General features: G+C 45.6%; 36 protein-coding genes. 33 read left to right on the top strand and 3 right to left on the bottom strand.

The annotated features are described in order from the left end of the window. The first annotated feature begins 44 nt into the window (after positions 1-44). Positions 45-662, top strand: coding sequence for an outer membrane beta-barrel protein (locus B5D63_RS01280; RefSeq protein WP_078666973.1), 618 nt, complete (start codon positions 45-47; stop codon positions 660-662). A 271-nt stretch (positions 663-933) separates the two neighbouring features. On the opposite strand, the gene B5D63_RS34910 is transcribed toward B5D63_RS01280, so the two are convergent. Then, positions 934-1,269 (bottom strand): hypothetical protein, encoded by a 336-nt coding sequence (locus B5D63_RS34910; RefSeq protein WP_159455853.1) that lies wholly within the window; start codon positions 1,267-1,269, stop codon positions 934-936. Between the two features lie 2,641 nt (positions 1,270-3,910). On the opposite strand from B5D63_RS34910, the gene rpsJ reads away from it, so the two are divergent. The 32 genes from rpsJ to carA all read left to right on the top strand — a co-directional run bounded on the left by rpsJ (position 3,911) and on the right by carA (position 23,094). Next, entirely contained in the window at positions 3,911-4,216 is a 306-nt protein-coding gene (gene rpsJ, locus B5D63_RS01285; RefSeq protein ID WP_012789286.1) for a 30S ribosomal protein S10, read from the top strand. 194 nt (positions 4,217-4,410) lie between these two features. After that, on the top strand, positions 4,411-5,028 hold the full coding sequence (gene rplC / locus B5D63_RS01290; protein WP_078666974.1) for a 50S ribosomal protein L3: 618 nt from the start codon (positions 4,411-4,413) through the stop codon (positions 5,026-5,028). A gap of 1 nt (position 5,029) precedes the next feature. Then, positions 5,030-5,668 (top strand): 50S ribosomal protein L4, encoded by a 639-nt coding sequence (gene rplD / locus B5D63_RS01295; protein ID WP_078666975.1) that lies wholly within the window; start codon positions 5,030-5,032, stop codon positions 5,666-5,668. A gap of 68 nt (positions 5,669-5,736) precedes the next feature. Next, positions 5,737-6,036, top strand: coding sequence for a 50S ribosomal protein L23 (rplW, locus tag B5D63_RS01300; RefSeq protein ID WP_078666976.1), 300 nt, complete (start codon positions 5,737-5,739; stop codon positions 6,034-6,036). Between the two features lie 88 nt (positions 6,037-6,124). Then, positions 6,125-6,958: a 50S ribosomal protein L2 gene (gene rplB, locus B5D63_RS01305; RefSeq protein WP_078666977.1), complete on the top strand. Its 834-nt coding sequence runs from the start codon at positions 6,125-6,127 to the stop codon at positions 6,956-6,958. A 63-nt stretch (positions 6,959-7,021) separates the two neighbouring features. Next, on the top strand, positions 7,022-7,288 hold the full coding sequence (rpsS, locus tag B5D63_RS01310) for a 30S ribosomal protein S19 (protein WP_078666978.1): 267 nt from the start codon (positions 7,022-7,024) through the stop codon (positions 7,286-7,288). 91 nt (positions 7,289-7,379) lie between these two features. Then, positions 7,380-7,730 carry a 50S ribosomal protein L22 gene (rplV, locus tag B5D63_RS01315; protein ID WP_078666979.1) on the top strand — a complete coding sequence of 117 codons (351 nt, stop codon included), beginning with the start codon at positions 7,380-7,382 and terminating at the stop codon, positions 7,728-7,730. A gap of 61 nt (positions 7,731-7,791) precedes the next feature. After that, positions 7,792-8,580 carry a 30S ribosomal protein S3 gene (gene rpsC / locus B5D63_RS01320; protein ID WP_078666980.1) on the top strand — a complete coding sequence of 263 codons (789 nt, stop codon included), beginning with the start codon at positions 7,792-7,794 and terminating at the stop codon, positions 8,578-8,580. Positions 8,581-8,635: 55 nt separating this feature from the next. Beyond that, the gene (gene rplP / locus B5D63_RS01325; RefSeq protein ID WP_078666981.1) at positions 8,636-9,055 is read left to right on the top strand and encodes a 50S ribosomal protein L16; all 420 of its coding nucleotides are present in this window, start codon (positions 8,636-8,638) and stop codon (positions 9,053-9,055) included. 65 nt (positions 9,056-9,120) lie between these two features. Then, entirely contained in the window at positions 9,121-9,321 is a 201-nt protein-coding gene (gene rpmC / locus B5D63_RS01330; RefSeq protein ID WP_078666982.1) for a 50S ribosomal protein L29, read from the top strand. Between the two features lie 51 nt (positions 9,322-9,372). Next, a complete protein-coding gene (gene rpsQ, locus B5D63_RS01335) occupies positions 9,373-9,633 on the top strand; it encodes a 30S ribosomal protein S17 (RefSeq protein ID WP_078666983.1) in 261 nt (86 codons plus the stop codon). Positions 9,634-9,699: 66 nt separating this feature from the next. Further along, positions 9,700-10,068: a 50S ribosomal protein L14 gene (gene rplN, locus B5D63_RS01340; RefSeq protein WP_078666984.1), complete on the top strand. Its 369-nt coding sequence runs from the start codon at positions 9,700-9,702 to the stop codon at positions 10,066-10,068. Between the two features lie 168 nt (positions 10,069-10,236). Next, on the top strand, positions 10,237-10,575 hold the full coding sequence (rplX, locus tag B5D63_RS01345) for a 50S ribosomal protein L24 (RefSeq protein WP_078666985.1): 339 nt from the start codon (positions 10,237-10,239) through the stop codon (positions 10,573-10,575). Then, entirely contained in the window at positions 10,575-11,150 is a 576-nt protein-coding gene (rplE, locus tag B5D63_RS01350; RefSeq protein WP_078666986.1) for a 50S ribosomal protein L5, read from the top strand. Before rplX ends, rplE begins: the two co-directional genes overlap by 1 nt. Positions 11,151-11,170: 20 nt before the next feature. Further along, positions 11,171-11,440: a 30S ribosomal protein S14 gene (gene rpsN / locus B5D63_RS01355; RefSeq protein WP_078666987.1), complete on the top strand. Its 270-nt coding sequence runs from the start codon at positions 11,171-11,173 to the stop codon at positions 11,438-11,440. A gap of 148 nt (positions 11,441-11,588) precedes the next feature. Continuing rightward, positions 11,589-11,987, top strand: a complete 399-nt coding sequence (rpsH, locus tag B5D63_RS01360; RefSeq protein ID WP_078666988.1) for a 30S ribosomal protein S8 — start codon at positions 11,589-11,591, stop codon at positions 11,985-11,987. A 127-nt stretch (positions 11,988-12,114) separates the two neighbouring features. Then, positions 12,115-12,669 (top strand): 50S ribosomal protein L6, encoded by a 555-nt coding sequence (gene rplF, locus B5D63_RS01365; protein ID WP_078666989.1) that lies wholly within the window; start codon positions 12,115-12,117, stop codon positions 12,667-12,669. 84 nt (positions 12,670-12,753) lie between these two features. After that, complete coding sequence (gene rplR, locus B5D63_RS01370; protein WP_078666990.1) at positions 12,754-13,107, top strand: 50S ribosomal protein L18; 354 nt, start codon at positions 12,754-12,756, stop codon at positions 13,105-13,107. A gap of 50 nt (positions 13,108-13,157) precedes the next feature. Beyond that, a complete protein-coding gene (rpsE, locus tag B5D63_RS01375; RefSeq protein WP_078666991.1) occupies positions 13,158-13,676 on the top strand; it encodes a 30S ribosomal protein S5 in 519 nt (172 codons plus the stop codon). Between the two features lie 104 nt (positions 13,677-13,780). After that, positions 13,781-13,966 carry a 50S ribosomal protein L30 gene (rpmD, locus tag B5D63_RS01380; RefSeq protein WP_078666992.1) on the top strand — a complete coding sequence of 62 codons (186 nt, stop codon included), beginning with the start codon at positions 13,781-13,783 and terminating at the stop codon, positions 13,964-13,966. A gap of 130 nt (positions 13,967-14,096) precedes the next feature. After that, positions 14,097-14,543, top strand: a complete 447-nt coding sequence (gene rplO / locus B5D63_RS01385) for a 50S ribosomal protein L15 (protein ID WP_078666993.1) — start codon at positions 14,097-14,099, stop codon at positions 14,541-14,543. Between the two features lie 78 nt (positions 14,544-14,621). Beyond that, entirely contained in the window at positions 14,622-15,962 is a 1,341-nt protein-coding gene (secY, locus tag B5D63_RS01390) for a preprotein translocase subunit SecY (protein WP_078666994.1), read from the top strand. Positions 15,963-16,111: 149 nt separating this feature from the next. After that, a complete protein-coding gene (map, locus tag B5D63_RS01395) occupies positions 16,112-16,912 on the top strand; it encodes a type I methionyl aminopeptidase (RefSeq protein ID WP_078666995.1) in 801 nt (266 codons plus the stop codon). Between the two features lie 148 nt (positions 16,913-17,060). Continuing rightward, a complete protein-coding gene (gene infA, locus B5D63_RS01400; protein WP_012789309.1) occupies positions 17,061-17,279 on the top strand; it encodes a translation initiation factor IF-1 in 219 nt (72 codons plus the stop codon). 70 nt (positions 17,280-17,349) lie between these two features. After that, positions 17,350-17,466 (top strand): 50S ribosomal protein L36, encoded by a 117-nt coding sequence (gene rpmJ / locus B5D63_RS01405; RefSeq protein WP_073083232.1) that lies wholly within the window; start codon positions 17,350-17,352, stop codon positions 17,464-17,466. A 57-nt stretch (positions 17,467-17,523) separates the two neighbouring features. Further along, positions 17,524-17,904 (top strand): 30S ribosomal protein S13, encoded by a 381-nt coding sequence (rpsM, locus tag B5D63_RS01410; protein WP_078666996.1) that lies wholly within the window; start codon positions 17,524-17,526, stop codon positions 17,902-17,904. A 111-nt stretch (positions 17,905-18,015) separates the two neighbouring features. After that, positions 18,016-18,417, top strand: a complete 402-nt coding sequence (rpsK, locus tag B5D63_RS01415) for a 30S ribosomal protein S11 (protein WP_078666997.1) — start codon at positions 18,016-18,018, stop codon at positions 18,415-18,417. A gap of 154 nt (positions 18,418-18,571) precedes the next feature. After that, positions 18,572-19,177 carry a 30S ribosomal protein S4 gene (gene rpsD, locus B5D63_RS01420; RefSeq protein WP_078666998.1) on the top strand — a complete coding sequence of 202 codons (606 nt, stop codon included), beginning with the start codon at positions 18,572-18,574 and terminating at the stop codon, positions 19,175-19,177. Positions 19,178-19,245: 68 nt separating this feature from the next. Further along, positions 19,246-20,241, top strand: a complete 996-nt coding sequence (locus B5D63_RS01425; protein ID WP_078666999.1) for a DNA-directed RNA polymerase subunit alpha — start codon at positions 19,246-19,248, stop codon at positions 20,239-20,241. A 147-nt stretch (positions 20,242-20,388) separates the two neighbouring features. Beyond that, positions 20,389-20,889: a 50S ribosomal protein L17 gene (gene rplQ, locus B5D63_RS01430; protein ID WP_078667000.1), complete on the top strand. Its 501-nt coding sequence runs from the start codon at positions 20,389-20,391 to the stop codon at positions 20,887-20,889. Between the two features lie 132 nt (positions 20,890-21,021). After that, a complete protein-coding gene (locus tag B5D63_RS01435) occupies positions 21,022-21,846 on the top strand; it encodes a hypothetical protein (protein WP_078667001.1) in 825 nt (274 codons plus the stop codon). A 135-nt stretch (positions 21,847-21,981) separates the two neighbouring features. Continuing rightward, positions 21,982-23,094: a glutamine-hydrolyzing carbamoyl-phosphate synthase small subunit gene (gene carA / locus B5D63_RS01440; protein WP_078667002.1), complete on the top strand. Its 1,113-nt coding sequence runs from the start codon at positions 21,982-21,984 to the stop codon at positions 23,092-23,094. 685 nt (positions 23,095-23,779) lie between these two features. Here the strand turns inward: carA and B5D63_RS01445 are convergent. Next, positions 23,780-24,979 (bottom strand): pyridoxal phosphate-dependent aminotransferase, encoded by a 1,200-nt coding sequence (locus B5D63_RS01445; protein ID WP_078667003.1) that lies wholly within the window; start codon positions 24,977-24,979, stop codon positions 23,780-23,782. 109 nt (positions 24,980-25,088) lie between these two features. Next, complete coding sequence (locus B5D63_RS01450; RefSeq protein WP_078668493.1) at positions 25,089-25,481, bottom strand: DUF1573 domain-containing protein; 393 nt, start codon at positions 25,479-25,481, stop codon at positions 25,089-25,091. Between the last annotated feature and the right edge of the window lie 98 nt (positions 25,482-25,579).

Genomic DNA, 25,579 nt, shown 5'->3' on the forward strand with positions numbered 1-25,579 from the left:
TTTATTCATTCAGCATGTTAAATGTTAAAACTAAAATGCACACTATGAAAAAAATTCGTCTCCTAACCCTTGTTGCAGTGAGCGTACTGATGGGATCGACCGTTAAAGCACAGATCCAGAAAGGTAATATTATGGTGGGGGCCAGCCTTACCAACCTCAATGTAACTTTCCAAAAAGAAAGCACTGCCTTCGGTGCAAACATAACTCCCAAAATCGGGTGGTTTATCAAAGATGGTCTGGCTATCGGTGGTTACGTTAATTTTGGCGCCAATACTACCAAAAATAAAACAACAGATATCAGGGCTTCGAATACGAATTACGGTGTCGGTGCTTTTGCCCGTTATTTTGTAGAGGATAAAAACGTCCGGAAACTGGAGTTCTCCAAAAGAGTGAGGTTCTTCGCAGAAGCCAACGCAGGATTTGCGGGACAAAATCCGGCCAGCGGCGCTTCTACCAATGGTTTTAATGTTGGTATCGGACCTGGTATTTCTTATTTCATCACACCAAACGTTGGCCTGGAAGGTTTATTGAAATATGATCTGACTGTAGGAGGAGGAAATTCCACAACAGCTAACAACCTCAGTCTGGGCATAGGTTTCCAGATCTATCTGCCGTCTGCTAAAGCAAAAGCTATCTACAGAGAGGAAAGAGGCGGAAAATAATACACTGGCAAGTGAAAAAAATGGTCCCGGTAGTCATCTTTCATGACGGCCGGGCCCTTTTTGTTTTAATAAGGATTCCTTATATATTATAATAATAGCAGAAAAGGAGTGATCTGCGTCATTGGTTGGAAGCAGAAGAACCAATTACATTTGCAGCATGATCTGCTAATACAGGTCATTTGGGATTGCTGAAAACCAATGAAAGAGTAGGCATTATCTTAAATCCTCTGTTATGATACTGTATCAATTACTGGCACTGCTGCGCAGACTTTTATGCGGATGTAACAACAACGATGATGATCACGGCGGTCACGGCGGTCATGGTGGACATGGCGGTCACGGTGGTCATGGTGGTGGTTGCGGACGTCGCAATTAAGCTCCCCCCGAAACTATTGCTCTTAAAACCCCATAGCCTGTTTGCTACCCCAGACCGCACGAGCAATGAGCCTACCGAAAACCATGTAAAAGCGTAGCTGAGATCAAAACCTTTTTTCTCATGGTCTTCGATATACTCCCTACCTATTAACAGGTTATTTGTGTTGCTGATGTCCGCACTGGGCGGCATTCGGCCGGAGAGCATGTATGTGTTTGTTACCCGTAGAGCCATGACTTACGTCATGGCTTTTTGTTGCACTTTTACGAACAGTATGTATATATTTTCAAGAACGCCTTGCGAACAAATAATAAGGGTGACCTGCATCAGGATTGTATTTGAGAGAAGCGATTACATTTGTGATATGCCGGTTAACACCGGTTATTGGGATTGCCGAAAACCAATAAAAGAGTAGGCTTTAACCCCCTAAAACCATTTGTTATGTTCCTCTGTGGATTGCTTGAATGGCTTCGTCGGCTGCTTTGCGGCGACGACAATAACGGTAATAATGGTGGCTGCCGCCGTCGTGACGATGATGACGATCGCTGCCATCGCCGTCGTTGCTAGACGCCACCCCGTTATGAAATTTTGCTCTTGAAAACCCCGCGCCGGATTGCCCTCTCCCAGGCCATACGAACAATGAGAATGCCGGAACCATGTAAAAGCGTAGCTGAGATGAAAAGACTTTTTTCAATGGTACTCGATATACTCTTTATCCGAAAGGATGATTTGCGTAGCTGATGCCCGCACTGGGCGGCGTTCGGCCAGAGAGCATGTCGCGTTTGTTACCCGCAGAGCCATGACTAACGTCATGGCTTTTTTCGTACTGGCACTGCGTTGAATAAAATGAACAGGGGCTGTTTAAATGAATTAACTGAACAGGCTGTTTTTACCGGGATGCGCTATTTTGCAGTGTGGCCGGTAGGTGCCGGTCATTGGGTATCGCTGAAAACCAATAAAAGAGTAAGCTCAGAGTCTTAATCGTTTTCCTATGTTAAAAACAATGCTCGACGCCTTTCTGAAATTCCTGCACACTGTAATAGGCGCCCTGTAATCCACTGTGCAGCAACAGGACCTTTACAACGTCTGTATCCTGTGATTGCCGGAATGACATTTTTTTACTTGTATTTCGGAAAAGCCGCGAAGTTTTTCGCGGCTTTTTTATGTATGCTATCAGAAGGAAATAGTTAGGAATCCGTTTTTTATTGATGATTTTTAGAAATATGATATTATTTTTTTAAGTGTTTGATGTAGGCTGCAGCGCTTGTAAATGGCGTGTTCAGCGGATTGAACAAATGCTTGTTTTTAAACGGCAGAATGAACAAAATGAATGCATGTTATTGCGTGAATAGCCCTTACTTTTAATACGTTGGTCTGTCCGCAGCACCAATTGGGATTGCCGAAAACCATGAAAAGAGTAGGCTTTAACAGGTGTAATACCATTCTTATGAACTTACTGAACCAATTGCTCGCAACTATCGTTGCTCTGCTGAACTCTCTGCTGGGTGGCCTGTAATAAGGGACCGCTTCTAAGGGAACAGTCCTATCCTTAGCGTCTGATTTCCCTTGTATGGCATTCAACTCATTGGGATCGCCGAAAACCAAAAAAAGAGTAGGCATAACATGTGAAAACCGTTTTTATGAACTTGCTGAACCAATTGCTCGCAACTATCGTTGCGCTGCTGAACTCTCTGCTGGGTGGCCTGTAATAACCGGTACCCGTAAGGGAACAGTCCTATCCTTAGTTCGATTTCCCTTGCAACGCATTTAGCTCCGGGACCTGTTCCCGGAGTTTTTTTATTTATCCACGCAATATCCCGTCTTGTTACTCCACGAATTGAGATGTGAAATAGCCGGTTGCTGCATTGACCGATCGTAAGCCGCGATAAACCGTCATTACACATACGGATGAGCTGTGAAAAACAGCCGTTTCCCCTTATTGGTAAAGGAATGAACAAAATGACTGCTATTGCTTAAAATGAACAAAATGAGCTCATGCTAATTGCAGGAGAGCCTTTAAATTCGGCACCGGATGTTAACATTACCACCTGGGATTGCCGAAAACCAGTCAATAGAGTAGGCATAACAATGAAAACCTAAAACTATGGATTTGCTGAACCAATTGCTCGCACTGATCTTAGGATTACTACAATCATTACTCGGCGGTATCGGTGGCGGTTTACCTCTGTAAGAGGCAACCGGATGCACCATATCTGCTTTAACTAATTCAGAAACCGCTTCATCTTGCACTCGCGAGATGGAGCGGTTGTCTTTTGTACCAGAGGCAATGGTGAATGTGAAGGTTGAAAGATAAAGATATTGTATGGCGTCCTTCGGAAAATGGGGGGCTACTATCGGCTGTTTTTGCCGATCGCTGCCCTCAATGCCTGGTAGATATGCCCCACTGTTGCCAGATGTGCTATTACCAGCAGCGGGGGGTGACTGGGGCAGGAGAGGGGAGAAGCGGCCTTTGGGTGCCCGAAGGGGAAACTAGGGATGAGCTGCCATGCTTGCGATAAGGTCGGAAGGCGGCCGCTGCCTTAGTTTCGCTATCTCCAGCCTGTACTGGTGCCACAATAACAGATTTTTCAGAAGCCACCCCGGAAAAATTTTTTGTTTTGATGTTTGTTTTCCTATATTTGTCGAAATCAGCATGTCAACTAAGCGTAAGACTTAATACGCACAAAATGAATGTTTTCGGAGGCTTAATTGCATAAAAATCCGCCCCTCATACCCCGTTTCCCCGTGACCATGGCATACTTCTGCCAGGTATCTTTTATTTTTTTCCTGAGATTTATTTGCCAATTCAAAAAAACCGGGTTACCTTTGCCCTCCCAAATTGTAAAGGGAAAAAACACGAAGAAGTTCATTGCATATGTCTCAGAGAATAAGAATCAAGCTGAAGTCCTACGATCATAACCTGGTAGACAAGTCTGCTGAGAAGATCGTTAAAACCGTGCGTAACACGGGCGCCGTGGTAACAGGTCCAATACCTTTACCTACAGAAAAGAAAATCTTTACGGTATTGCGTTCTCCGCACGTAAACAAGAAAGCGCGCGAGCAGTTCCAGTTGTGTACTCACAAACGTTTACTGGACATCTATACCTCCTCTTCCAGGACTGTAGATGCGCTGAGCAAGCTGGATTTACCTTCTGGCGTAGAAGTTGAAATTAAAGCATAAGGACAACAGCAAGGCTGGGCAAAAGGCCCGCCTTTTACTGATTTTATGGTTATTGGTTGATTATCAATCAATAACAATTTTAACACATAACACATAGGTCGCGCCTTCTGGGCGGCCGCCCAATAAATGTATTTAACCGCCCATCCTGGGGATAGCTGGAAATCCCCCAGGCGCTGGGTAAAATCATATATAAAATGAAAGGTATTATTGGTAAAAAGATTGGTATGACCAGTATCTTCGAGTCCAATGGTAAGCAAACTGCTTGTACCATTATCGAAGCAGGTCCCAACGTTGTAACTCAGGTAAAAAGCCTGGAATCAGATGGTTACAATGCAATTCAGGTTTCTTTCGGTGAGAAGAAAGAAAAACACACTACAAAAGCTGAGCTCAATCACTTCGCGAAAGCAAGCACCTCTCCCAAACGTTTTGTTAAAGAATTCCGCAACCCGGACGTACAGAAAGCCCTCGGTGAAATTATCACCTGCGAAATCTTCGCAGAAGGTGAATCTATTGACGTTGTAGGCACTTCCAAAGGTAAAGGTTTCCAGGGCGTTGTAAAACGCCACGGTTTTAGCGGTGTGGGTGAAGCCACCCACGGCCAGCACGACAGAAGCAGGGCTCCTGGTTCTGTAGGCGGTTCCTCCTATCCTTCCCGCGTTTTCAAGGGCATGCGTATGGCCGGCCAGACAGGTAACGAAAGAGTGAAAGTGAAAGGTCTGAAGATCCTGAAAATATTCCCTGAAAAGAATTATATCCTGGTAAGTGGTTCCGTTCCCGGCCACAATGGTTCAATCGTTTTAATCCAGAAGTAACATGCAACTTGATATTTTAAATATAGAAGGTAAGAAAACCGGAAGATCCATCGAACTTCCTGAGGAGATCTTTGGTGTAGAACCTAACAACCACGTCATCTACCTGGCTGTTAAACAGTATCTCGCCGCTCAGCGTCAGGGTACCCACAAGGTAAAAACCAGAGCTGAAGTAAAAGGTGCTTCCCGCAAACTGCACAAACAAAAAGGTACCGGTGGTGCCCGTAAAGGTAACATCCGTAACCCGCTGTATAAAGGTGGTGGTACCATCTTCGGTCCCAAACCGCACAGCTGGAGCATCAAACTGAACAGAAAAGTGAAAGATCTCGCTAAGATCTCCGCCCTGTCAGTAAAAGCTAAAGAAAACAGCATCATCATCGTTGAAGACCTGGCGCTGCAGGCTCCTAAAACCAAACAATTCGTTGGTATCTTAAAGAACCTGAACATCAATGTAGACGGTAAGAAGACTATGTTCATCACACCGGAATACAATGATAGCGTTTATCTGTCTTTAAGAAACATCCCTACTGTGGACGGCGCTATGCTGAGCGATATCAATACTTATGATATCATGAACAGCAACTACCTCGTGTTCACAGAAAGCGCTGCTAAAATCTTCACTGAAGAGCCTGCAGAAGCGTAAGGTGTTGTAAACCAATTCAATAACAAAGCTACAAGCTCACAGCTTAAAAGCTATAAGCTATAAAGAAGATGAAACTTTCAGACGTTTTAATCAAACCGGTAGTAACCGAAAAGGTGAATAAAGCCACCGAAAAATTCAACCGCTACTACTTCATTGTTGACAAAAAAGCCAACAAACTGGAGATCAAAAAAGCAGTGGAAGAGTTCTACGGTGTAACTGTACAGGATGTGAATACTGCCGTAATGCCGGGTAAAGCTAAATTCCGCTTTACAAAAGCCGGTTTCATTGCAGGTAAAAAACCGTCTTACAAAAAGGCGATCATTACCCTCGCATCCAATGAAACTATAGATCTGTATGCTAACATGTAGTGCCGTTCCGGCCTGAACAGCCGGGATGTGGATGTATATACAGATCACGATTTATAATTATCAATAACATTTAACTTTTTAGGAAGTAATGGCACTGAAGAAGTTCAAACCAATGACGGCCGGTACCCGCTGGAAAATAGGCAACGCTTACGCTGAGCTGACTACGGATACCCCCGAAAAAAGCCTGCTCGAGCCCGCTAAAAGAAGCGGCGGTAGAAACGCTCAGGGTAGGATGTCTATGCGCTACATCGGTGGCGGTCACAAAAAAGCCTACCGTGTGGTAGACTTTAAGCGTGAAAAAGTAAATATCCCCGCTACTGTTAAATCTATCGAATACGATCCAAACCGTAGCGCCTTCATCGCACTGGTTAGCTATGCAGACGGTGAAAAACGTTATATCATCGCACCACAAGGCCTCCAGGTAGGCAGCACCGTTATCAGCGGTGAAACTGCTGCTCCTGAAGTAGGTAACGCCCTGCCGCTGAAAAACATGCCGCTGGGTACCGTGGTACACAATATTGAACTGCAGCCTGGTAAAGGCGGTGCTATCGCAAGAAGCGCCGGCGCCTACGCCCAGCTGTCGAACAAGGAAGAAAGATACGCTGTACTGAAAATGCCTTCCGGTGAACTGCGCAAAGTGCTGAACACCTGCATGGCAACCGTAGGTACAGTATCCAACTCCGACCATGCCCTGCAATCTATCGGTAAAGCAGGTGCCAACCGTTGGAGAGGTATCCGTCCCCGCAACCGTGGTGTGGCCATGAACCCTGTAGATCACCCGATGGGTGGTGGTGAAGGTAAATCTTCCGGCGGCCATCCAAGATCCAGAACAGGCAAATATGCGAAAGGTCTGAAAACCAGAAAACCGCATAAGAGCTCTGATAAACTGATCATCAGCAGGAAAAACGGTAAAAAATTATAATATTTCGGAATTCGGGTCCTGCTAACCCGGGACCCAAATTTGAAAAATCATAAATAAGAAGACATGGCTCGTTCCATAAGAAAAGGTCCTTACGTAGACCAGAAATTAGAGACTAAAGTTGAAAAAATGAACGCTGGCACCAAGCGCACAGTTATCAAAACCTGGAGCCGCCGTTCTACTATTACTCCTGATTTTGTTGGTCACACTTTCGCTGTTCACAATGGCAACAAATTCATTCCGGTATATGTAACGGAATTTATGGTTGGCCACAAACTGGGCGAATTTGCACCTACACGTAACTTCAGAGGACACGCTAACAAGAAAATGTAAATTATAGTCTGAGGTTTGAGGTTTGAGAAGGCTCAAGCCCAATCTCAAACTCCAGACGTCAGACATTAAATAATAAAAGAAATTAATAACAATGGAAGCAGTAGCTAAGCTGAACAATAATCCCACATCTACCCGCAAAATGCGTTTGCTGGCAGACTTAATCCGCGGCCTGGATGTGGAGAAAGCTTTGAATATTTTGAAATTCCATCCAAAGCACCCCAGCGTTCCGTTGGAAAAACTGCTGGTATCCGCTATCGCAAACTGGAAAGTGAAGAATGAAGGTGCAAGGGTAGAAGATGCCAACCTGATCGTTAAAACTATCTTCGTAGACGGCGGCCGCACCCTGAAAAGAATGCGCCCCGCTCCACAAGGCAGAGGTTACCGTATCCGCAAGAGAAGTAACCACGTTACGATTGTGGTAGATGGTAAAAATGCACAGTAAGCGTTTCATACCAAAGAGAGATAAATTAATACTATTAAACTAATAGACAAATAACCAGAACATGGGTCAGAAAACAAATCCTATTGGTAACAGGTTAGGTATCATCAGAGGATGGGACTCTAATTGGTATGGCAGCAAAAAAGATTTTGCTACCAAACTGATCGAAGACAACAAGATCAGAACTTATCTGAATGCCCGCATCAACAAAGGCGGCATCTCCAGAGTTGTGATTGAAAGAACTTTAGGTAAGTTGATCGTCACTGTGCATACTTCCAAACCAGGTATCATCATAGGTAAAGGTGGTAATGAAGTTGATCGCATCAAGGAAGAACTGAAAAAACTGACTGGTAAAGAAGACGTACAGATCAATATTCTCGAAATCCGCCGTCCTGAAATGGATGCGAACATCGTTGCCGAAACTATTGCCAAACAAATCGAAAGCCGTATCAACTACAAACGCGCTATCAAAATGGCAATCGCTACTGCACTGAGAATGGGAGCTGAAGGTATCAAAATTAAAGTAAGCGGCCGTCTGGGTGGGGCTGAAATCGCCCGCGCGGAAGAAGTGAAACAAGGTCGTGTGCCCCTGCATACTTATCGCATGGACATCGACTACGCTTCCCTGTTCGCTTTGACTGTATACGGTAAAATCGGTATCAAAGTATGGATCTGTAAAGGTGAAGTACTCGGCAAACGCGACCTGAACCCGAACGTGCTGACCGGCAAAGAAGGCGACAACCGCGGCGGTGGACGTGAACACGGTGGAGACAGAAGAGAACACGGTGACAGAAGAGAACATCGCGGAGGAGACAGAAGAGGCGGTGAAAACCGTGGCGGTGGCCGCAGATAATCCCTGCAGGCAGAGCAAACATTAACAATTACTATTAACATTAACAATACAGACGATGTTACAGCCAAAAAGAGTGAAACACAGGAAGATGCACAAAGGCCGCATCAAAGGGAACGCTAAAAGAGGCGCTACCCTCTCCTTTGGTACATTCGGTCTTAAAGCATTAGAACCTAAGTGGATCACCGACCGGCAGATCGAAGCTGCCCGTGTCGCCCTCACCAGACACATGAAACGTGAAGGTAACGTTTGGATCCGCATATTCCCTGACAAACCAATCACTGCCAAACCACTGGAAGTAAGGATGGGTAAAGGTAAAGGTGCACCGGACCATTGGGCAGCAGTAGTAAAACCAGGCAGAATTTTATTTGAAGCAGACGGCGTGCCCTTACAGGTAGCGAAAGAAGCGATGGAACTCGCAGCACAAAAACTGCCCATCAAAGTAAAATTTGTAACCAGCCGCGACTACGTTGCTTAATTACTATCAATCACTAATATCACCCGTTTGCCGCTCACGCTGTAAACGGACCAAATAAAATACAAATGGCAAAAGAAAAGCTGGATCTGAACGGCCTGAGCATTCAGGATCTCCAGGAGAAAATCTCTGCGGAAGAGCTGCGCCTGAAGAAAATGAAATTCGGTCATGCAATTACGCCCATCGAAAATCCCATGAGCATCCGCTCTGTGAGACGCGATATCGCCCGTATGCAAACCGAACTGCGTAAAAAACAACTGGGCTTCTAAGCATTCGTATAACAAAATTAACCTCCCCCGGAGGATTAAATACTTTCAACAATGACGACCGAAAGACAATTAAGAAAAACCAGGATTGGTGTGGTGGCCAGCAACAAAATGGATAAAACCATTACTGTTAAGGTGGAACGTAAAGTGAAGCACCCTATCTATGGTAAATTCGTTAAAAAAACTACCAAGTTCATGGCGCACGACGATAAAAACGAGTGCAGCATCGGCGATACCGTGAAAATCGCGGAAACCCGCCCTCTGAGCAAAAACAAATGCTGGAGACTGGTAGAAATTATCGAAAAAGTAAAATAATTTATCAAGTGTTTCATGCTGCTGCCGGCTTCCCCGGCTTCAGCCGCTGATTAAAAAATCATTACGATGATACAACAAGAATCAAGACTGAGCGTAGCCGATAACAGTGGTGCCAAAGAAGTACTTTGCATCCGCGTACTGGGCAACTCCGGTCAGGACTACGCTAAAGTAGGCGATAAAATTGTAGTGACCGTTAAGGACGCAATTCCAGGTGGCGGCGCTAAAAAAGGTATGGTTACCAAAGCGGTAATCGTAAGAACCAAAAACAAATTACGCCGTAAAGACGGTTCCTATATCCGTTTCGACGACAACGCGGTTGTACTGCTCAATAACTCAGACGAACCACGCGGTACCCGTATTTTCGGTCCGGTTGCCCGTGAACTGAGAGACAAGGGGTATATGAAAATTATCTCCCTCGCTCCTGAGGTATTATAATAATATTGAGATTTTGGGATTTCAGAATTTGGCGATGACCATCAAAAAATTCGTAAATCCCAAAATTTGTAAATATTTCTTATCTTTGCAGCCCGTTTGCAAAACGAGACAAAACATTAATCAAGCGAAACAATTGTTTCGCTTGGCGTTTATAAATAAATCAAAGTGATGAAAACTAGATTTAAGCCTAAATTCAACATTAAGAAGGGCGACCTGGTTGCGGTGATTGCCGGTGACGACAAGGACAGGACCAAAGCACGCAAAGTGCTGGAAGTTCACCCTGAACAAGGCCGCGTTCTTGTAGAAGGCGTTAACATTATTACCAAGCATACCAAGCCTACTGCGCAGAACACCAAAGGTGGTATCGTTAAGCAGGAAGCGCCGATTGCTATCTCCAACGTGATGCTGTGGGATGCCAAAGCTGGTAAACCTACCCGTGTGAACAGACAGCGGGAAAACGGTAAATTAATTCGTATCGCTAAAAAATCAGGGGAGGTAATTAAATAATGGCAAACACTAAATATACTCCAAGACTGCAGAAAAAATACTTCGACGAAGTGGCACCTGCACTGATGAAGAAATTCAACTACAAAAGTGTAATGCAGGTTCCCCGTCTGGTGAAAATTTGCCTGAACCAGGGTATCAATGGTGCCGTGGGTGATAAAAAACTGGTAGACATCGCTGTGGACGAAATGACACGCATCTCCGGCCAGAAAGCAGTTGCCACCCTGTCCAAAAAGGATATCTCTAACTTTAAACTGAGAAAAAACATGCCAATCGGCGCCCGCGTAACACTGCGCAGCACCAACATGTTTGACTTCCTGGACCGCCTGGTTTCCGTTTCCCTGCCTCGTGTACGTGACTTCAAAGGCATCAACGAAAAAGCGTTCGACGGCCGCGGTAACTACACCATGGGTATCACCGAACAAATCATCTTCCCTGAGATCGATATCGATAAAGTAACAAAAATGTCCGGCATGGATATCACTTTCGTTACTACGGCTAAAACCAACGAAGAAGCTTACGAGCTGCTGAAAGAAATGGGGATGCCGTTCAGGAACATGAAAAAAGATAATCAGTAATTCGAAACGATAATATAATTATGGCAAAAGAATCCGTAAAAGCCAGACAAAGGAAAAGAGAAGCCATGGTAGCAAGATACGCTGAAAAGCGCGCTGCCCTGAAAGCTGCCGGTGACTACGCTGCACTGGACCAACTTCCTAAAAACGCTTCTCCTGTTCGTCTGAAAAACAGATGCCAGCTGACCGGTCGTCCTAAAGGATACATGCGTCACTTCGGCCTCTGCAGGAACATGTTCCGCGACCTGGCACTCGCAGGTAAAATCCCTGGCGTAACTAAAGCCAGCTGGTAAAAAATTGATTTTTTGATTTTCGATTTTTTGATTTTTTAAACCGAAATCAGAAAATTCCGAAATCAAAAAATCGACAATTAAAGTTATTTGATTCCCATCTCTTTCGATTGGATATCGCATTGTAAACATTATTCAAACTATTACAACAATGGTTACTGATCCAATAGCAGACTTCCTGACCAGAATCCGGAACGCGCAAATGGCCACCCACAGGATCGTGGAAATTCCGGCTTCCAAGCTGAAAAAACGTATTACAGAAATTCTGTACGATAAAGGTTATATCCTGAAGTACAAATTCGAAGAGGACAACAAACAAGGCGTTATCAAAATAGCCCTGAAATACGATCCTCAAACCAAAGAACCCGCTATCAAGGAACTGCAACGCATCAGCCGTCCGGGTCTGCGTCAATACGCTAAACCTGAAGAGTTCAAACGCGTGAAAAATGGTCTCGGTGTAGCGATCATCTCCACTTCCAAAGGCGTAATGACCGATAAAGAAGCGAAAGCGCAGAACGTAGGCGGCGAAGTAGTTTGCTACGTTTATTAATATATTGGCTTACAGGAACTTATGCTTCCGGTAAGCCCCAACGGTTTTCTGACAATTAAGCTTTCTATACGGCGCTGAACACAGATAACCGCGAAACAATTATCAAAATTATACTTAAACTCAAGTTATGTCACGTATAGGTAAAGCTCCTATCAAATTGGCCGGCGGCGTTACGGTAACCGTTTCCCCGGCTAATGAAGTTACTGTTAAAGGTCCTAAAGGTGAACTGAAAAGAACCATCGACAGAGACCTGAAAATAGAAGTGAAAGACGGAGTATTGACGGTAACCCGTCCTACAGACCAGATCCGCCACAAAGCACTGCACGGCCTGACCCGCGCACTCATCGCTAACATGGTGACTGGTGTTACAGACGGTTTCAAAAAACAACTCGAACTGGTTGGTGTGGGTTACAAAGCTGCCAACAATGGTCAGCTGCTGGACCTGTCTCTGGGTTACTCCCACAATATCGTGATCGAAATTCCAAAAGAATTGAAAGTGGCTACCCTGACTGAAAAAGGTCAGAACCCTAAAATTATGCTGGAAGGTTCCGATAACCAACTGCTGGGCCAGGTTGCTGCCAAAATCCGCAGCCTCCGCAAACCTGAACCGTACAAAGGTAAAGGTGTTCGCTACAGCGATGAAGTGGTTCGTAAGAAAGCTGGTAAGTCAGCAGGTAAATAATTTTTAACTAGCTAATCAGCCCCCGGCTGGTTAGCTGGTTTTAACATATCCCGGCAGCATCGGGATAATAAAATAAAACTCACAATGAGCACAAAAGTTAGCAGAAGGGAAAAAATCCGCTACCGCATCCGTAAAAAGATCTCCGGTACTGCCAAAGCACCAAGATTGTCTGTATTTCGCAGCAACAGCGATATCTACGTACAGCTGATCGACGATACCAACGGTACTACCCTGGCATCCGCTTCTTCCCGTGATAAAGATATCAAAGCACAATCCGGTACCAAATCCGAGAAATCCAGACTGGTAGGTATGGCGCTGGCTCAGAAAGCAACCGCTTTAGGCCTCACCACCTGCATTTTCGACAGAAGCGGGTATTTATACCACGGCCGCATTAAAAGTGTAGCTGACGGAGCAAGAGAAGGTGGTCTCCAGTTCTAATCCTGGGTCCTAATTTTATCATTCTGAACAAGTAATTCTTATAAAATAAAATGGCAAAGAATTCATTCAATAAAGTAAAGGCCGGTGATCTGGAGCTGAAAGAAAAAGTAGTGGCGATCAACCGTGTTACCAAAACCACCAAAGGCGGTCGTACTTTTAGTTTCTCCGCACTGGTTGTAGTAGGTAATGAAAACGGCGTGGTAGGTCATGGCCTTGGTAAAGCGAAAGAAGTACAGCAGGCTATCACCAAAGGTATAGACGATGCTAAAAAGAACCTGATCAAGGTTCCGGTAATGCACGGTACTATCCCTCACGACCAGTTCGCGAAAGAAGGTGCTGCCAAAGTATTGATCAAACCGGCTGCTCACGGTACCGGTGTGATCGCTGGTGGTTCTATGCGTGCAGTACTGGAAAGCGCAGGCGTTACCGACGTACTGGCTAAATCCCTGGGTTCTGCCAACCCGCACAACGTGGTGAAAGCTACTTTCAAAGCGCTGGGCCTGTTACGCGAACCAGTGAGCGTAGCCAGAACCAGAAGCATCTCCCTGAAGAAAGTTTTCAACGGTTAATCTCCCTTACAGGCGATCTTCCGGTGTAAACATATTTCCTCCGGGATATATTGACACTCAATTATTAACAATTAAATTACTCCGCCTTCGGCGGATAGGGGTTTATGGCAAAGATTAAGATCACTCAGGTAAAAAGTGGTATTGACCGTCCTGAAAGGCAGAAACTGACCTTGAAGGCGCTGGGGCTGACTAAAATGAACGCTACTGTTGAAGTAGAAGCTACTCCTCAGGTCCTGGGAATGGTACGTAAAGTAGACCATCTGGTAAAAGTAGAAACAGTGAATGCTTAATAATTAAGTAACACTGCTGTGGGATTGTCTGCTGATAATCTTACTTTTACATTTGTAACTTTACAAAGTCATACTTTTTACAATTTAAATGCGAGCGGTTAATTTCCGCGTAAGTAAAAACAATTAAATTATGAATCTGCATTCATTAAAGCCTGCTAAAGGCGCCGTACATAAAGAAAAACGTCTCGGACGTGGTGAGGCTTCCGGTAAAGGTGGTACCTCTACAAAAGGTAACAAAGGTATCCAGCAACGCGCCGGTTACGCCAGCAAAAGAGGCTTTGAAGGTGGCCAGATGCCCATCCAGCGCCGTATGCCTAAACGCGGTTTCAAAAACAACAACCGCGAGGAATACACCATCTTCAACCTGGGTCAGATTGACCACTTAGTTGAAAAATATGGCCTGCAGGAATTCAACCTCGAAAACCTGTACATGAATGGCCTGGTAAACCGGACAGCTAAAGTGAAAATTCTGGCTAACGGGGAACTGAAATCCAAGGTGACTGTTAAAGTAAACGCTATCAGCGAAAAAGCTAAACAGGCCATCGAATCAACAGGTGGATCAGTAGAACTGGTATAAGACTTTACGACTGAGGAGACGCCTACGGAGTAGTGCGTCTTTTCATATTTAATAGCGCTATTAAACCTTTATCTTCCTGTGAAGAAATTTATCGAAACGATTAAGAATATCTGGAGTATCGAGGACCTGCGTAATCGCATCTTAACTACCCTGCTCCTGGTCCTCATTTACCGTGTTGGATCGTATATAGCCTTGCCCGGTATTGATGCAAACGCGCTCACCGACTTTGAAAAAAATTCTAACCAGGGCATTCTGGGGCTGGTAAACATGTTTGCCGGCGGATCGTTTTCAAGGGCCTCTATTTTTGCATTGGGCATCATGCCCTACATCTCCGCCTCCATTGCTATTCAGTTACTGACCATAGCAGTGCCTTACTTCCAGAAACTACAGAAGGAAGGAGAAAGCGGCCGCAAAAAAATCAACCAGTATACCCGCATACTGACGGTAGTGGTAACCGGATTCCAGGCAAGTGCTTACGTAGCTTATCTGCGTAATCAGTCAGGTAGCGCTATTATTCCGGAATACGGTACCTTCTTCTTCTGGCTCTCTACCACCATCGTCCTCACCGCAGGTACCCTGTTCGTGATGTGGCTCGGTGAAAAGATCACAGATAAAGGTATTGGTAACGGTACTTCCATTATCATCATGATGGGCATCCTCGCCCGCCTCCCGCAAGCCCTGATCGGGGAATTCTCCTCCAAAGTGGCCGGCTCCGGCGGTCCTATCCTCTTCCTGATCGAAATCGCGGTATTCATCATGATCACCGTGGGCCTCATCCTGCTCGTTCAGGGTACCCGGAAAATTCCCGTTAACTATGCCAAACGTATTGTGGGCAACAAACAGTACGGCGGAGTTCGCCAGTTCATTCCCCTCAAGGTGAATGCTGCCGGTGTAATGCCGATCATCTTCGCCCAGGCTATTATGTTCATCCCTGCTACGGCCATCGGCTTCGCTACCAACTCTGAAAGCGCCTCCGGCTTTGTCCGTATCTTCAGCGACCACACTAATGGCTGGTACAACCTGATCTACGCTGTTCTCGTGATTGTATTTACTTATTTCTATACTGCGCTGATTTTCAACCCCACCCAAATGGCGGACGAAATGAAACGCAACAATGGTTTCGTTCCCGGTGTTAAACCAGGAAAAGCAACCGCTGATTATATCGGTGCTGTTATGGACCGCATTACCCTCCCGGGAGCATTCTTCCTGGCCATCGTGGGTATCATGCCAGGTCTCGCAGCGGCCTTCAAGGTTAACAGCAACTTCGCCACCTTCTTCGGTGGTACCTCCCTCCTCATCATGGTAGGGGTTATCCTTGATACACTGCAACAGATCGAAAGCCAGCTCCTGATGCGCCACTACGATGGCCTCATGAGCACCGGCCGCATCAAGGGCAGAACTGCCCCGGCTAATGCATAAGTTATTGTCCGCCCGGGCGCCCCGGTGCCTGATGCGCACAAACGCAATAAAATAGCCACAGAAGCTCTTACGCTTTGGTGGCTATTATATTTTGTTAAAGCCGTCAAATGCCCCCTTCAAAAGGGCAGACGGCGAAAAGCTTACGAAAGATGATTCATTATAAGACGAAGGAAGAAATAGAGCTGATCCGTAAAAGTGCCCTCCTCCTCAGCGCTGCCCTGGCCGAAGTGGCCAAAAGCCTGAAACCCGGAATGAGCACACTGGACGTAGACGCGGTGGCGGACAAATTTATCGTGGAAAACGGAGCCGTGCCTTCGTTCAAAAACTATAAAGGATTCCCCAACGCCTGCTGTATTTCAGTGAACGAGGCTGTGGTACACGGTATCCCCAACAAATATGTGCTGAAAGACGGCGATATCCTCACCGTAGACGTAGGCGTGTATATGAACGGCTTCCACGCCGACAGCGCCTATACTTTCGCGATCGGCAACGTGGCGGAAAATGTACGCCGCCTCATGGCTGCCACCAAGGCTTCCCTCTATAAAGGCATCGAAAAGGCAGTGGTAGGAAACCGCATCGGCGATATCTCCTATGCCATCCAGGAATATACTGAGAAAGAACGCGGTTACGGCGTGGTAAGGGAACTGGTAGGGCATGGCCTCGGCCGTCACCTCCATGAAGACCCGCAGGTGCCTAACTACGGCAAACGCGGCGCAGGACCTGTCATGAAAGAAGGCCTCGTCATCGCCATCGAACCCATGATCAACCTCCGCACCAAAGATGTGGAATACCTGGAAGACGGCTGGACCGTAGTAACACGCGACAGAAGCCCCTCCGTTCACTTCGAACATACCGTGGCGGTAGGAAAAGGCAAGCCGGATATCTTGTCTTCCTTTACGGAAATCGAAAAAGCGGAAAAAAACAACCCGGAACTGAACACAAATTACTAAAATCTGTTAGTGTATTTGGTTCATTGTGAAGGGGTTTTAAATAGCGATAGACAGGCATTGATCACCGGATCGGCAATAATAATAATAATTAAGGGAAATTTTTCTATTTCAAAAGATAAATGCTATCTTTGCAGTCCTAAAAATTTTTATGGCAAAACAGGCACTCATTAAACAGGATGGAATTATATTAGAAGCCTTGTCAAACGCTATGTTCCGTGTAAAACTGGAAAATGGGCACGAGATCCTGGCCACCATTTCTGGAAAAATGAGAATGCACTATATACGCATTCTGCCCGGAGATAAGGTGGGAGTGGAGATGAGCCCGTACGATTTGTCAAGGGGCCGTATAATTTTCAGATACAAGTAGGCGGGACCCGGATTCGTGTATTAAGGCAGATAAATTAACAAAAAACATAACCTTTTATAAAATAATCATCATGAAGGTAAGAGCTGCAATCAAAAAAAGAAGTGCGGATTGTAAAATAGTTCGTCGTAAAGGTGTTCTGTTGGTGATCAACAAAAAGAACCCTCGTTTCAAACAACGTCAGGGATAATTTGTCCCCCGCGGAATTTGATTTTTTAATCAGAATCATAAAATCTAAAATATAAATATGGCACGTATAGCCGGTATAGATCTTCCTAAAAATAAAAGAGGAGAAATTGGCCTCACCTATATTTTTGGTATAGGCCGTTCTACCGCCCAATATATCCTGAACAAGGCGGAAATTGATGTAAACAAAAAAGTGAAGGATTGGAATGACGATGATCAAGCTGCCATCCGTAACATTATCAACGGCGAGTTTAAGGTAGAGGGTCAGCTGCGTTCTGAGGTACAAATGAATATCAAGCGTCTGCTGGATATCGCTTGCTACCGTGGTCTGCGTCACAGGAAAGGCTTACCGGTAAGAGGTCAGCGCACACGTACCAACAGCCGTACCCGCAAAGGTAAACGTAAGACAGTGGCTGGTAAGAAAAAAGCAACTAAGAAATAATAAATAATCCCAGGTTGGAATCCCAAATTCCCAAACGAGGGGTTTGGTTTCGATGTCAACAGGATCGGAAGATTTGGGATCTGGAATTTCATATTTGGAATTTAAATCATTATGGCAAAAGCAAATAATACAAAAACTGCTGCTAGTAAAAAAAGGGTAGTAAAAGTAGACAACTACGGAGACGTACACATCTCCGCCAGCTTCAATAACATCATTGTGAGCATCACCAACAAACACGGTCAGGTTATCTCCTGGTCTTCTGCTGGTAAAATGGGCTTCAGAGGTTCTAAAAAGAACACTCCGTACGCCGCTCAGCTGGCTGCGCAGGATGCTGCTAAAGTTGCTATGGACGCCGGTCTGAAAAGAGCAGATGTATTTGTAAAAGGCCCAGGAGCAGGTCGTGAGAGCGCTATCCGTGCTATCGCTAACTCCGGTATCGAAGTGAGCATGATTAAAGACGTTACGCCTTTACCGCACAACGGTTGCCGTCCTCCCAAGAAAAGAAGAGTATAGTCAGCTATCATAACAGATTCCAGATACCGGACTTCCGCAGAAGTTGGGTATCTGGACTTTGTAATTTATATTTATAATTGGGTGTATGATCAGGTTTTCAGATTTTTTGAAGAGCATACATCATTAACTAAAAAATCTAACTTATATTTAAATCATGGCAAGGTACACAGGCCCAAAGACCAAAATTTCCAGAATTTTTGGCGAACCTATCTTAGGTAATGGTAAATACTTAGGTAAAAACAGTAACCCTCCGGGTCAGCACGGTGCTAACCGCAAACGTAAACAACTGGGCGAATACGCACTGCAGCTGAGAGAAAAACAGAAAGCCAAATATACTTATGGCCTGCTGGAAAAACAATTCCGTAACCTGTTTGACGAAGCTACCCGCAGAAAGGGTGTTGCCGGTGAAGTATTGATTAAACTGCTGGAAGCTCGTCTGGACAACACTGTGTTCCGTCTGGGTATCGCTCCTTCCCGCCCTGCTGCCCGTCAGCTGGTGTCCCACAAACACATCACCGTTAACGGTATCGTGGTAAACACTCCTTCCTTCCAACTGAAACCAGGCGATGTTATCAGCCTGAAAAACAAAACTGCCAACAATACCGCTCTGACCAGCGTTATCCGTGGTAAAAATCCTAAATTCAGCTGGCTGGATTGGAACGAAAAAGAAATGAAAGGCGTATTCATTGCTTATCCTGAGAGAGAGAGCGTTCCTGAAAACATCAAGGAACAACTGATTGTAGAATTGTACTCTAAGTAATAAATATTAGTCCATGGCAATCGCCATGGACTAACTTCATATTTAAACTAATTAAATCTATCATATCAATGGCAATTTTAAATTTCCAGAAACCTGATAAGATCGTATTGCAGAAGTCTACCGACTTTGAAGCTCAATTCGAATTCCGTCCATTAGAACCAGGTTATGCTGTGACTATCGGTAATGCGTTGCGTCGCGTACTGTTGTCTTCTTTGGAGGGCTATGCCATTGTGGGTATAAAAATTGAAGGCGCCGATCACGAATTCGCTACACTCAGAGGTGTTACCGAAGACGTTACAGAGATCATCCTGAACCTGAAACAGGTTCGTTTCAAAAAGATCGCTGAAAACGACGTAACGAACGAAAAGATCACCCTGTCCATCAAAGGCAAAACAGAATTCCGTGCAGACATGATCGAAAAAGCCACCAGCGCTTTCCAGATCATGAACCCGGAACTGCTGATCTGCACCCTGGACCCTTCTGCCAAACTGGATATCGAACTGACCATCGGTAAAGGCCGCGGTTACGTACCAGCAGAGGAAAACAAACCCAAAGATGCAGTATTCGGCTACATCGCTATTGACTCTATCTTTACGCCCATCAAAAACGTAAAGTACAGCATAGAAAATACCCGTGTGGAACAAAAAACCGACTATGAAAAACTCATCATGGAGGTTGTCACAGACGGTACCATCCACCCGGAAGAAGCAGTAAAACAAGCTTCCCGCATCCTCATTCAGCACCTGATGATCATCACCGATGAAAACATCAGCTTTGATACCAAAGACACTGAAAAAGAAGATGTAGTGGACGAACAAACACTGCAACTGCGCAAGATCCTGAAAACACCACTCGAAGACCTCGATCTGAGCGTGCGTGCCTTCAACTGTCTGAAAGCAGCGAAAATCAACTCCCTGAGCGAACTGGTACAATACGAACAGGAAGAACTGATGAAGTTCAGAAACTTCGGCCAGAAGTCCCTCAGCGAAATCGAACAAGTGCTCGGCGAAAGAGGCCTGCACTTCGGTATGGACCTGTCCAAACTGAAACTCGAAGAAGAATAAAATTATTGGGGATTTTTTGATTTGCGATTTTGAAATTTGGCGAAAATCAAACAAAATCATGAATCAAAAAATCCCCAAATCGTAAATCCTTTTATAAAAGTACCTTACAATTCCTGACACGGTGTAAGGGGTAAAACAACAAATGTCATGCGTCACGGAGTTAAATTAAACAAATTAAGCAGAACTGCTGCCCACCGCAAAAGCCTGATGTCTAACCTGGCTTGCGAACTGATCAGCCACAAACGTATCACCACCACCCTCGCAAAAGCGAAAGCACTGCGTGTTTACGTTGAACCACTGCTCACAAGAGGCAAAAACGACTCTACCCACAACCGTAGAATCGTGTTCAGCTACCTGCAGGATAAAGAAGCTATCAAAGAACTGTTCGGTACGATCAGCGAAAAAATAGCTACCCGTCCTGGTGGTTACACCCGTATCATTAAGCTGGGTAAACGTCATGGGGATAACGCAGAAGTTGCCCTGATCGAGCTGGTTGATTTCAACGAAATCTACGGCGCTCCGACAGAAAAAGCTGCTGCTAAGAAAACCCGTCGTGCCGGTGGTGCTAAAAAGAAAGCTGACGCTGCTGCTCCCGCCGCAGAAAAAGCTGCTGACACTACTGCTACTGAAGAAAAATCAGCTGAGTAATCGTACTTTACGATACAACAAAAAAGGACAAAGCCCCGCTTTGTCCTTTTTTTATGACTATTTAAATATATTTATTTTGTAATATTATGGTACGTTTCCCGCAAGGGAGTAACCAACACCTAATCATTGCCTATGAAATACCTGCTTTGCGGGAGCTGCTCGCATGCTAATCCCCTGAAATCAGAATACCTCACCTTTTGTGACCAATGTGGTAAAAAACTGCCCAACACTTTCTCCGACTGGCGTAAACTCCATCCCATGGGCTCCTTCCCGGAATACCAGCAAACGGTAGGCATCTCCATAAAAGAAAAAAAGCCCGGTCGTACCGTCAGCTGGGTAAAAAGACAACTGCAACCAGCCAACAAAGGCAAAGTCATTATATTCTTCACCCTGGTGGTGGCGCTGCTGGCCACTGCGGGCACCCTGTTCGGCAAAAGGGCTGTATTTACACTGCTGTACGCCAAAGTGCCGAAGTCATACCTCTACAGCAGCTGGCAAACAGCCACCATTGGCCGGCAGGCCCTGGAAATCAGCACTCCGGTAAAGTTATGGATACACGATCAGCCTATGGACAGGGAGACCGCCCAGGTTACCGAATACGCCAAAAGCTACCGGAACGAGGAGGGAGGCGGTATCCGCATCACAGTGAATATGTACAGCTATTTCGAAAATGTGGCCAATACCCTCGATAATGCCAAAGAGGACAGTCGCCATACGATGGAACAGGAGGACCTGTCCGATATCCATGCCCAAACGGTCCCTGTGCTCGTTTCCGGCATACAGGGGCAGCTGGAAGAAGGCAATTACCTTTACCAGGGCGGTATCCGGCTCGCCTTTCAGCACCTGGTGGTCGTAAAAGGGGCTAACCGCTGGGAGATCAGGATCCATTACCGGGATGACGACCCCATCGGTCCACAGGTAGCACAGCGCGTACTAAAATCAGTAAAAATTAAATAAACGGGGCAAAAGCAAAAAAAATCTGTAATTAAACCTTGCATTTCATAACTTTGCACGGTTTTTTATCCGAACCTTCAGGGCGTACTAACCCTTGAAGGTTTTTTTTAAAATATAAAACAAGAACAGATACCAGAAATGCCTCAGACAAGAACCATCCAGCCTGCCATACTGTTGCTCGACGACGGTACGGTTTTTCAGGGAAAAGCTTTTGGGAAAATTGGCACTGCCGCCGGTGAATTGGCTTTCAATACCGGTATGACGGGTTACCAGGAAGTGTTTACAGACCCTTCTTACAAAGGACAGGTACTTATCATGAACAACTGCTATATCGGCAACTACGGCACCCGCAAGGAAGACGTGGAAAGCAGCAGTGTGAAGATAAGTGGTCTGATTGCGAAAAATATCGCGTACAACTATTCCAGAAAGATGGCCGACGAATCGCTGGAAAAGTTCCTGACCGATAATAACCTGGTCGCCATCTATGATGTGGATACCCGCGCACTGGTGTCTCATATCCGTAGCAAAGGCGCTATGAACTGCATCATCTCCTCCGAAATCCTGGACGTGGAACAGTTGAAAGCGCAGCTGGCAAAGGTACCTTCCATGGAAGGGCTGGCCCTCTGCCAGGAAGTGACCACCGCCGAGCCTTACTACATCGGCGATCCGGAGGCGGAAATCCGCATCGCGGTGATGGACAACGGCGTGAAAAGAAACATGCTGAAATGCCTCTCCGATAAAGGAGCCTACCTGAAGGTATTCCCGACCGACACCAAATTTGAAGTATGCGAGGAGTTTAAACCACACGCTTACTTTATCTCCAATGGTCCCGGCGATCCGGCGCCGCTGAAATACGCGGTAGATACCGTAAAACAGATCCTCGCCGTGGAAAGACCGATGTTCGGCATCTGTCTGGGCCATCAGCTGCTGGCCCTGGCCAACGGCATCCCCACCTACAAAATGCACCACGGTCACCGCGGTCTGAACCACCCGGTGAAAAACCTGAAAACCGGTCTGTGCGAAATTACCACCCAGAACCACGGTTTCGCCGTAGACGCTGCTGCCATCGCCGCCAGCGAGCAGGTGGAAGTAACGCACATCAACCTGAACGATAATACCGTAGAAGGTATCCGTATCAAAAACAAACCGGCTTTCTCCGTGCAATACCACCCGGAAAGCACGCCTGGTCCGTTCGACTCCCGCTACCTGTTCGATGATTTCTTTGAAATGATCAGGGCAAACAAAAAATAACACTGGTTTATAAGACGGAATATAATGAAGACGGTCCCGAGGAATCGGGACCGTTGCATTTTAAAATTCCACGTTATGAAAACAAACGAAAATACTATGCAACTAGGCATTAGCTTTTCCGCCGTTTTATTACATAACAATATTATAAAAAAAAGGTGTGTAATGTTAAATCGGGCAGGTGAAAATTTTAGCAAACCTGGCTAAAAGGGGGATTTTCGGCAGTTTCCGGCTGAAAACCGGTATATAAGGACAAAAAAATACGGCTCTGTGATCAGAGCCGTTTGCCTTTATAAATTCCACGTTATGAAAAACTGATACAAAAATACGATATTTTGCTAAAACGTTTTAGTAAGCTTTATACTTTTTACAGATTGCTGATAATTCTCTTTCTGTAATGTGGATTCAAAGTTCGCTTCAAAAAAACATTTGCTGAAATTCTCCAGGTTAAATTTTTCTTAAACAAGTTTAGATTTTGCAATCTATCGTATATGTAAATATTTTTATTTTTGTTGTATTATTCGCTTTGTTGCCGTTTCTGACTCAAATATACAAAAGAAAATATTAAAAATACAAGAGGTGAGCGTTAAAAAATGATGAAATCGGTGTTAAAAACAAACATATAATTTTATATAATGTGTTTTTTGCATAGATCCTTTCCCCGTTCACCTCCTGTCTCCTTTTATTATTATTGACGTGTACGGCCCGGATACACTTCCAGCGCTTTTTCCAGGCAAACTATTGCATGACGAATGTCGTCACGATTTAGCACATAGGCCAACCGCACTTCCTGCTTGCCCAGACCGGGAGTTGCATAGAAACCAGTTGCCGGAGACATCATCACCGTTTGTTTTTCGTATTCAAAAGACTCCAGCATCCACTGGCAGAACTTGTCGGAATCATCGATCGGCAGGCTCGCCATGGCATAAAAGGCGCCACCGGGATTCGGGCAGAAAACACCCGGGATCTTGTTCAGGCCTTCCACCAGCACATCGCGGCGGCTCTGGTACTCTGCCTTGATACCGTCAAAATAATCCAGCGGCAGGTCCACGGCTGCTTCACCGGCGATCTGCGCGAAAGAAGGAGGGCTCAGACGGGCCTGCGCAAACTTCATGGCTGCGTCCAGCACCACCTGGTTTTTGGTCACAAAAGCACCGATACGACCGCCACAGGCGCTGTAACGCTTAGAGATCGTGTCCATCAAAATCACGTTGTCATCCATGCCTTCCAGGTTCATCGCGGAGAAATGGGCGCCGGCATAACAGAACTCCCGGTAAGCCTCGTCGGAGAACAGGAACAGATTATGCTTCAGGCACAGCTGTTTCAGCACTTCCATCTCTTCTTTGCTGTACAGGTAACCGGTAGGGTTGTTCGGGTTACAGATCAGAATGGCCCTGGTGCGCGGCGTAATGGCTGCTTCAAACGCTTCCATGGCCGGTAGCGCAAAACCGGTTTCAATATTAGCGGTAATCGTCTTGATCTTCACTTCGGCTTCTACAGCAAAACCATTATAGTTGGCGTAAAACGGCTCCGGCACAATCACTTCGTCACCCGGATCGAGACAGGCCATAAAGGCGAACACAATGGCTTCGGAGCCACCGGTGGTCACAATGATCTGCTGGTGGTTCAGGGATACATTGAAACGTCCGTAGTATTCCACCAGTTTGCGGCGGTAACTTTCGTTGCCCGCGCTGTGGCTGTATTCCAGGATCTTGAAGTCGGAATGACGCACCGCGTCCAGCACCGGTTTCGGGGTTTCGATATCGGGCTGTCCGATGTTCAGGTGATATACCTTCACACCTCTTTTCTTGGCTGCTTCGGCGAAGGGAACAAGTTTTCTGATGGGAGAAGACGGCATCTGCACGCCTCTCTGGCTAATGGTAGGCATAAAATTGTTTTGATCTTTTTGCCCTGCAAAGATAGGGGTTAGGCAGGGCAACAAAAAAACCTTACAGCGCGCTGCTGTAAGGTTTTTAAATATTTTCTCTTAACCAGAACTAGTTGTTGGCTACGGTGCCGGTCAGGTGCAGTTCTTTGTCCTGATCCACGCCTTTGAACTTCACCCAGATGGTTTTGTTCTGCTGGCCTAAACCGTTAGCACTGTAGTTGGCAGTGATTTTACCTTTTTTACCAGGAAGGATAGGCTCCTGTGTCCACTTCGGCGTTGTGCAACCACAGCTGGCACGTGCTGCTTCAATCAAAACTGGTTCCTTGGAAATGTTGGTGAATTCGAAATCAACAGTTACCGGTTTGTTCAGGGCTGTTTTGCCGAAATCAACAGTTTCCTTTGCAAATTTTACTTTCGTGTCTGCCGGATTAGGCTGAGACTGTGCCCACAAAGCTGTAGTAATCAACAAGCTGGCGAATAGGGACAAGATGAATTTTTTCATTTTCATATGATGGTTTTAGCGCGACTGGTTAAAAAATATAAATTCTTTTCCGACCGTGAACAAATTTACGGCCAAAAAGTAATTGTTACCTTGTAATT

Origin of the sequence: Chitinophaga eiseniae, assembly GCF_900167135.1 — a bacterium.
GTDB lineage: Bacteria > Bacteroidota > Bacteroidia > Chitinophagales > Chitinophagaceae > Chitinophaga > Chitinophaga eiseniae.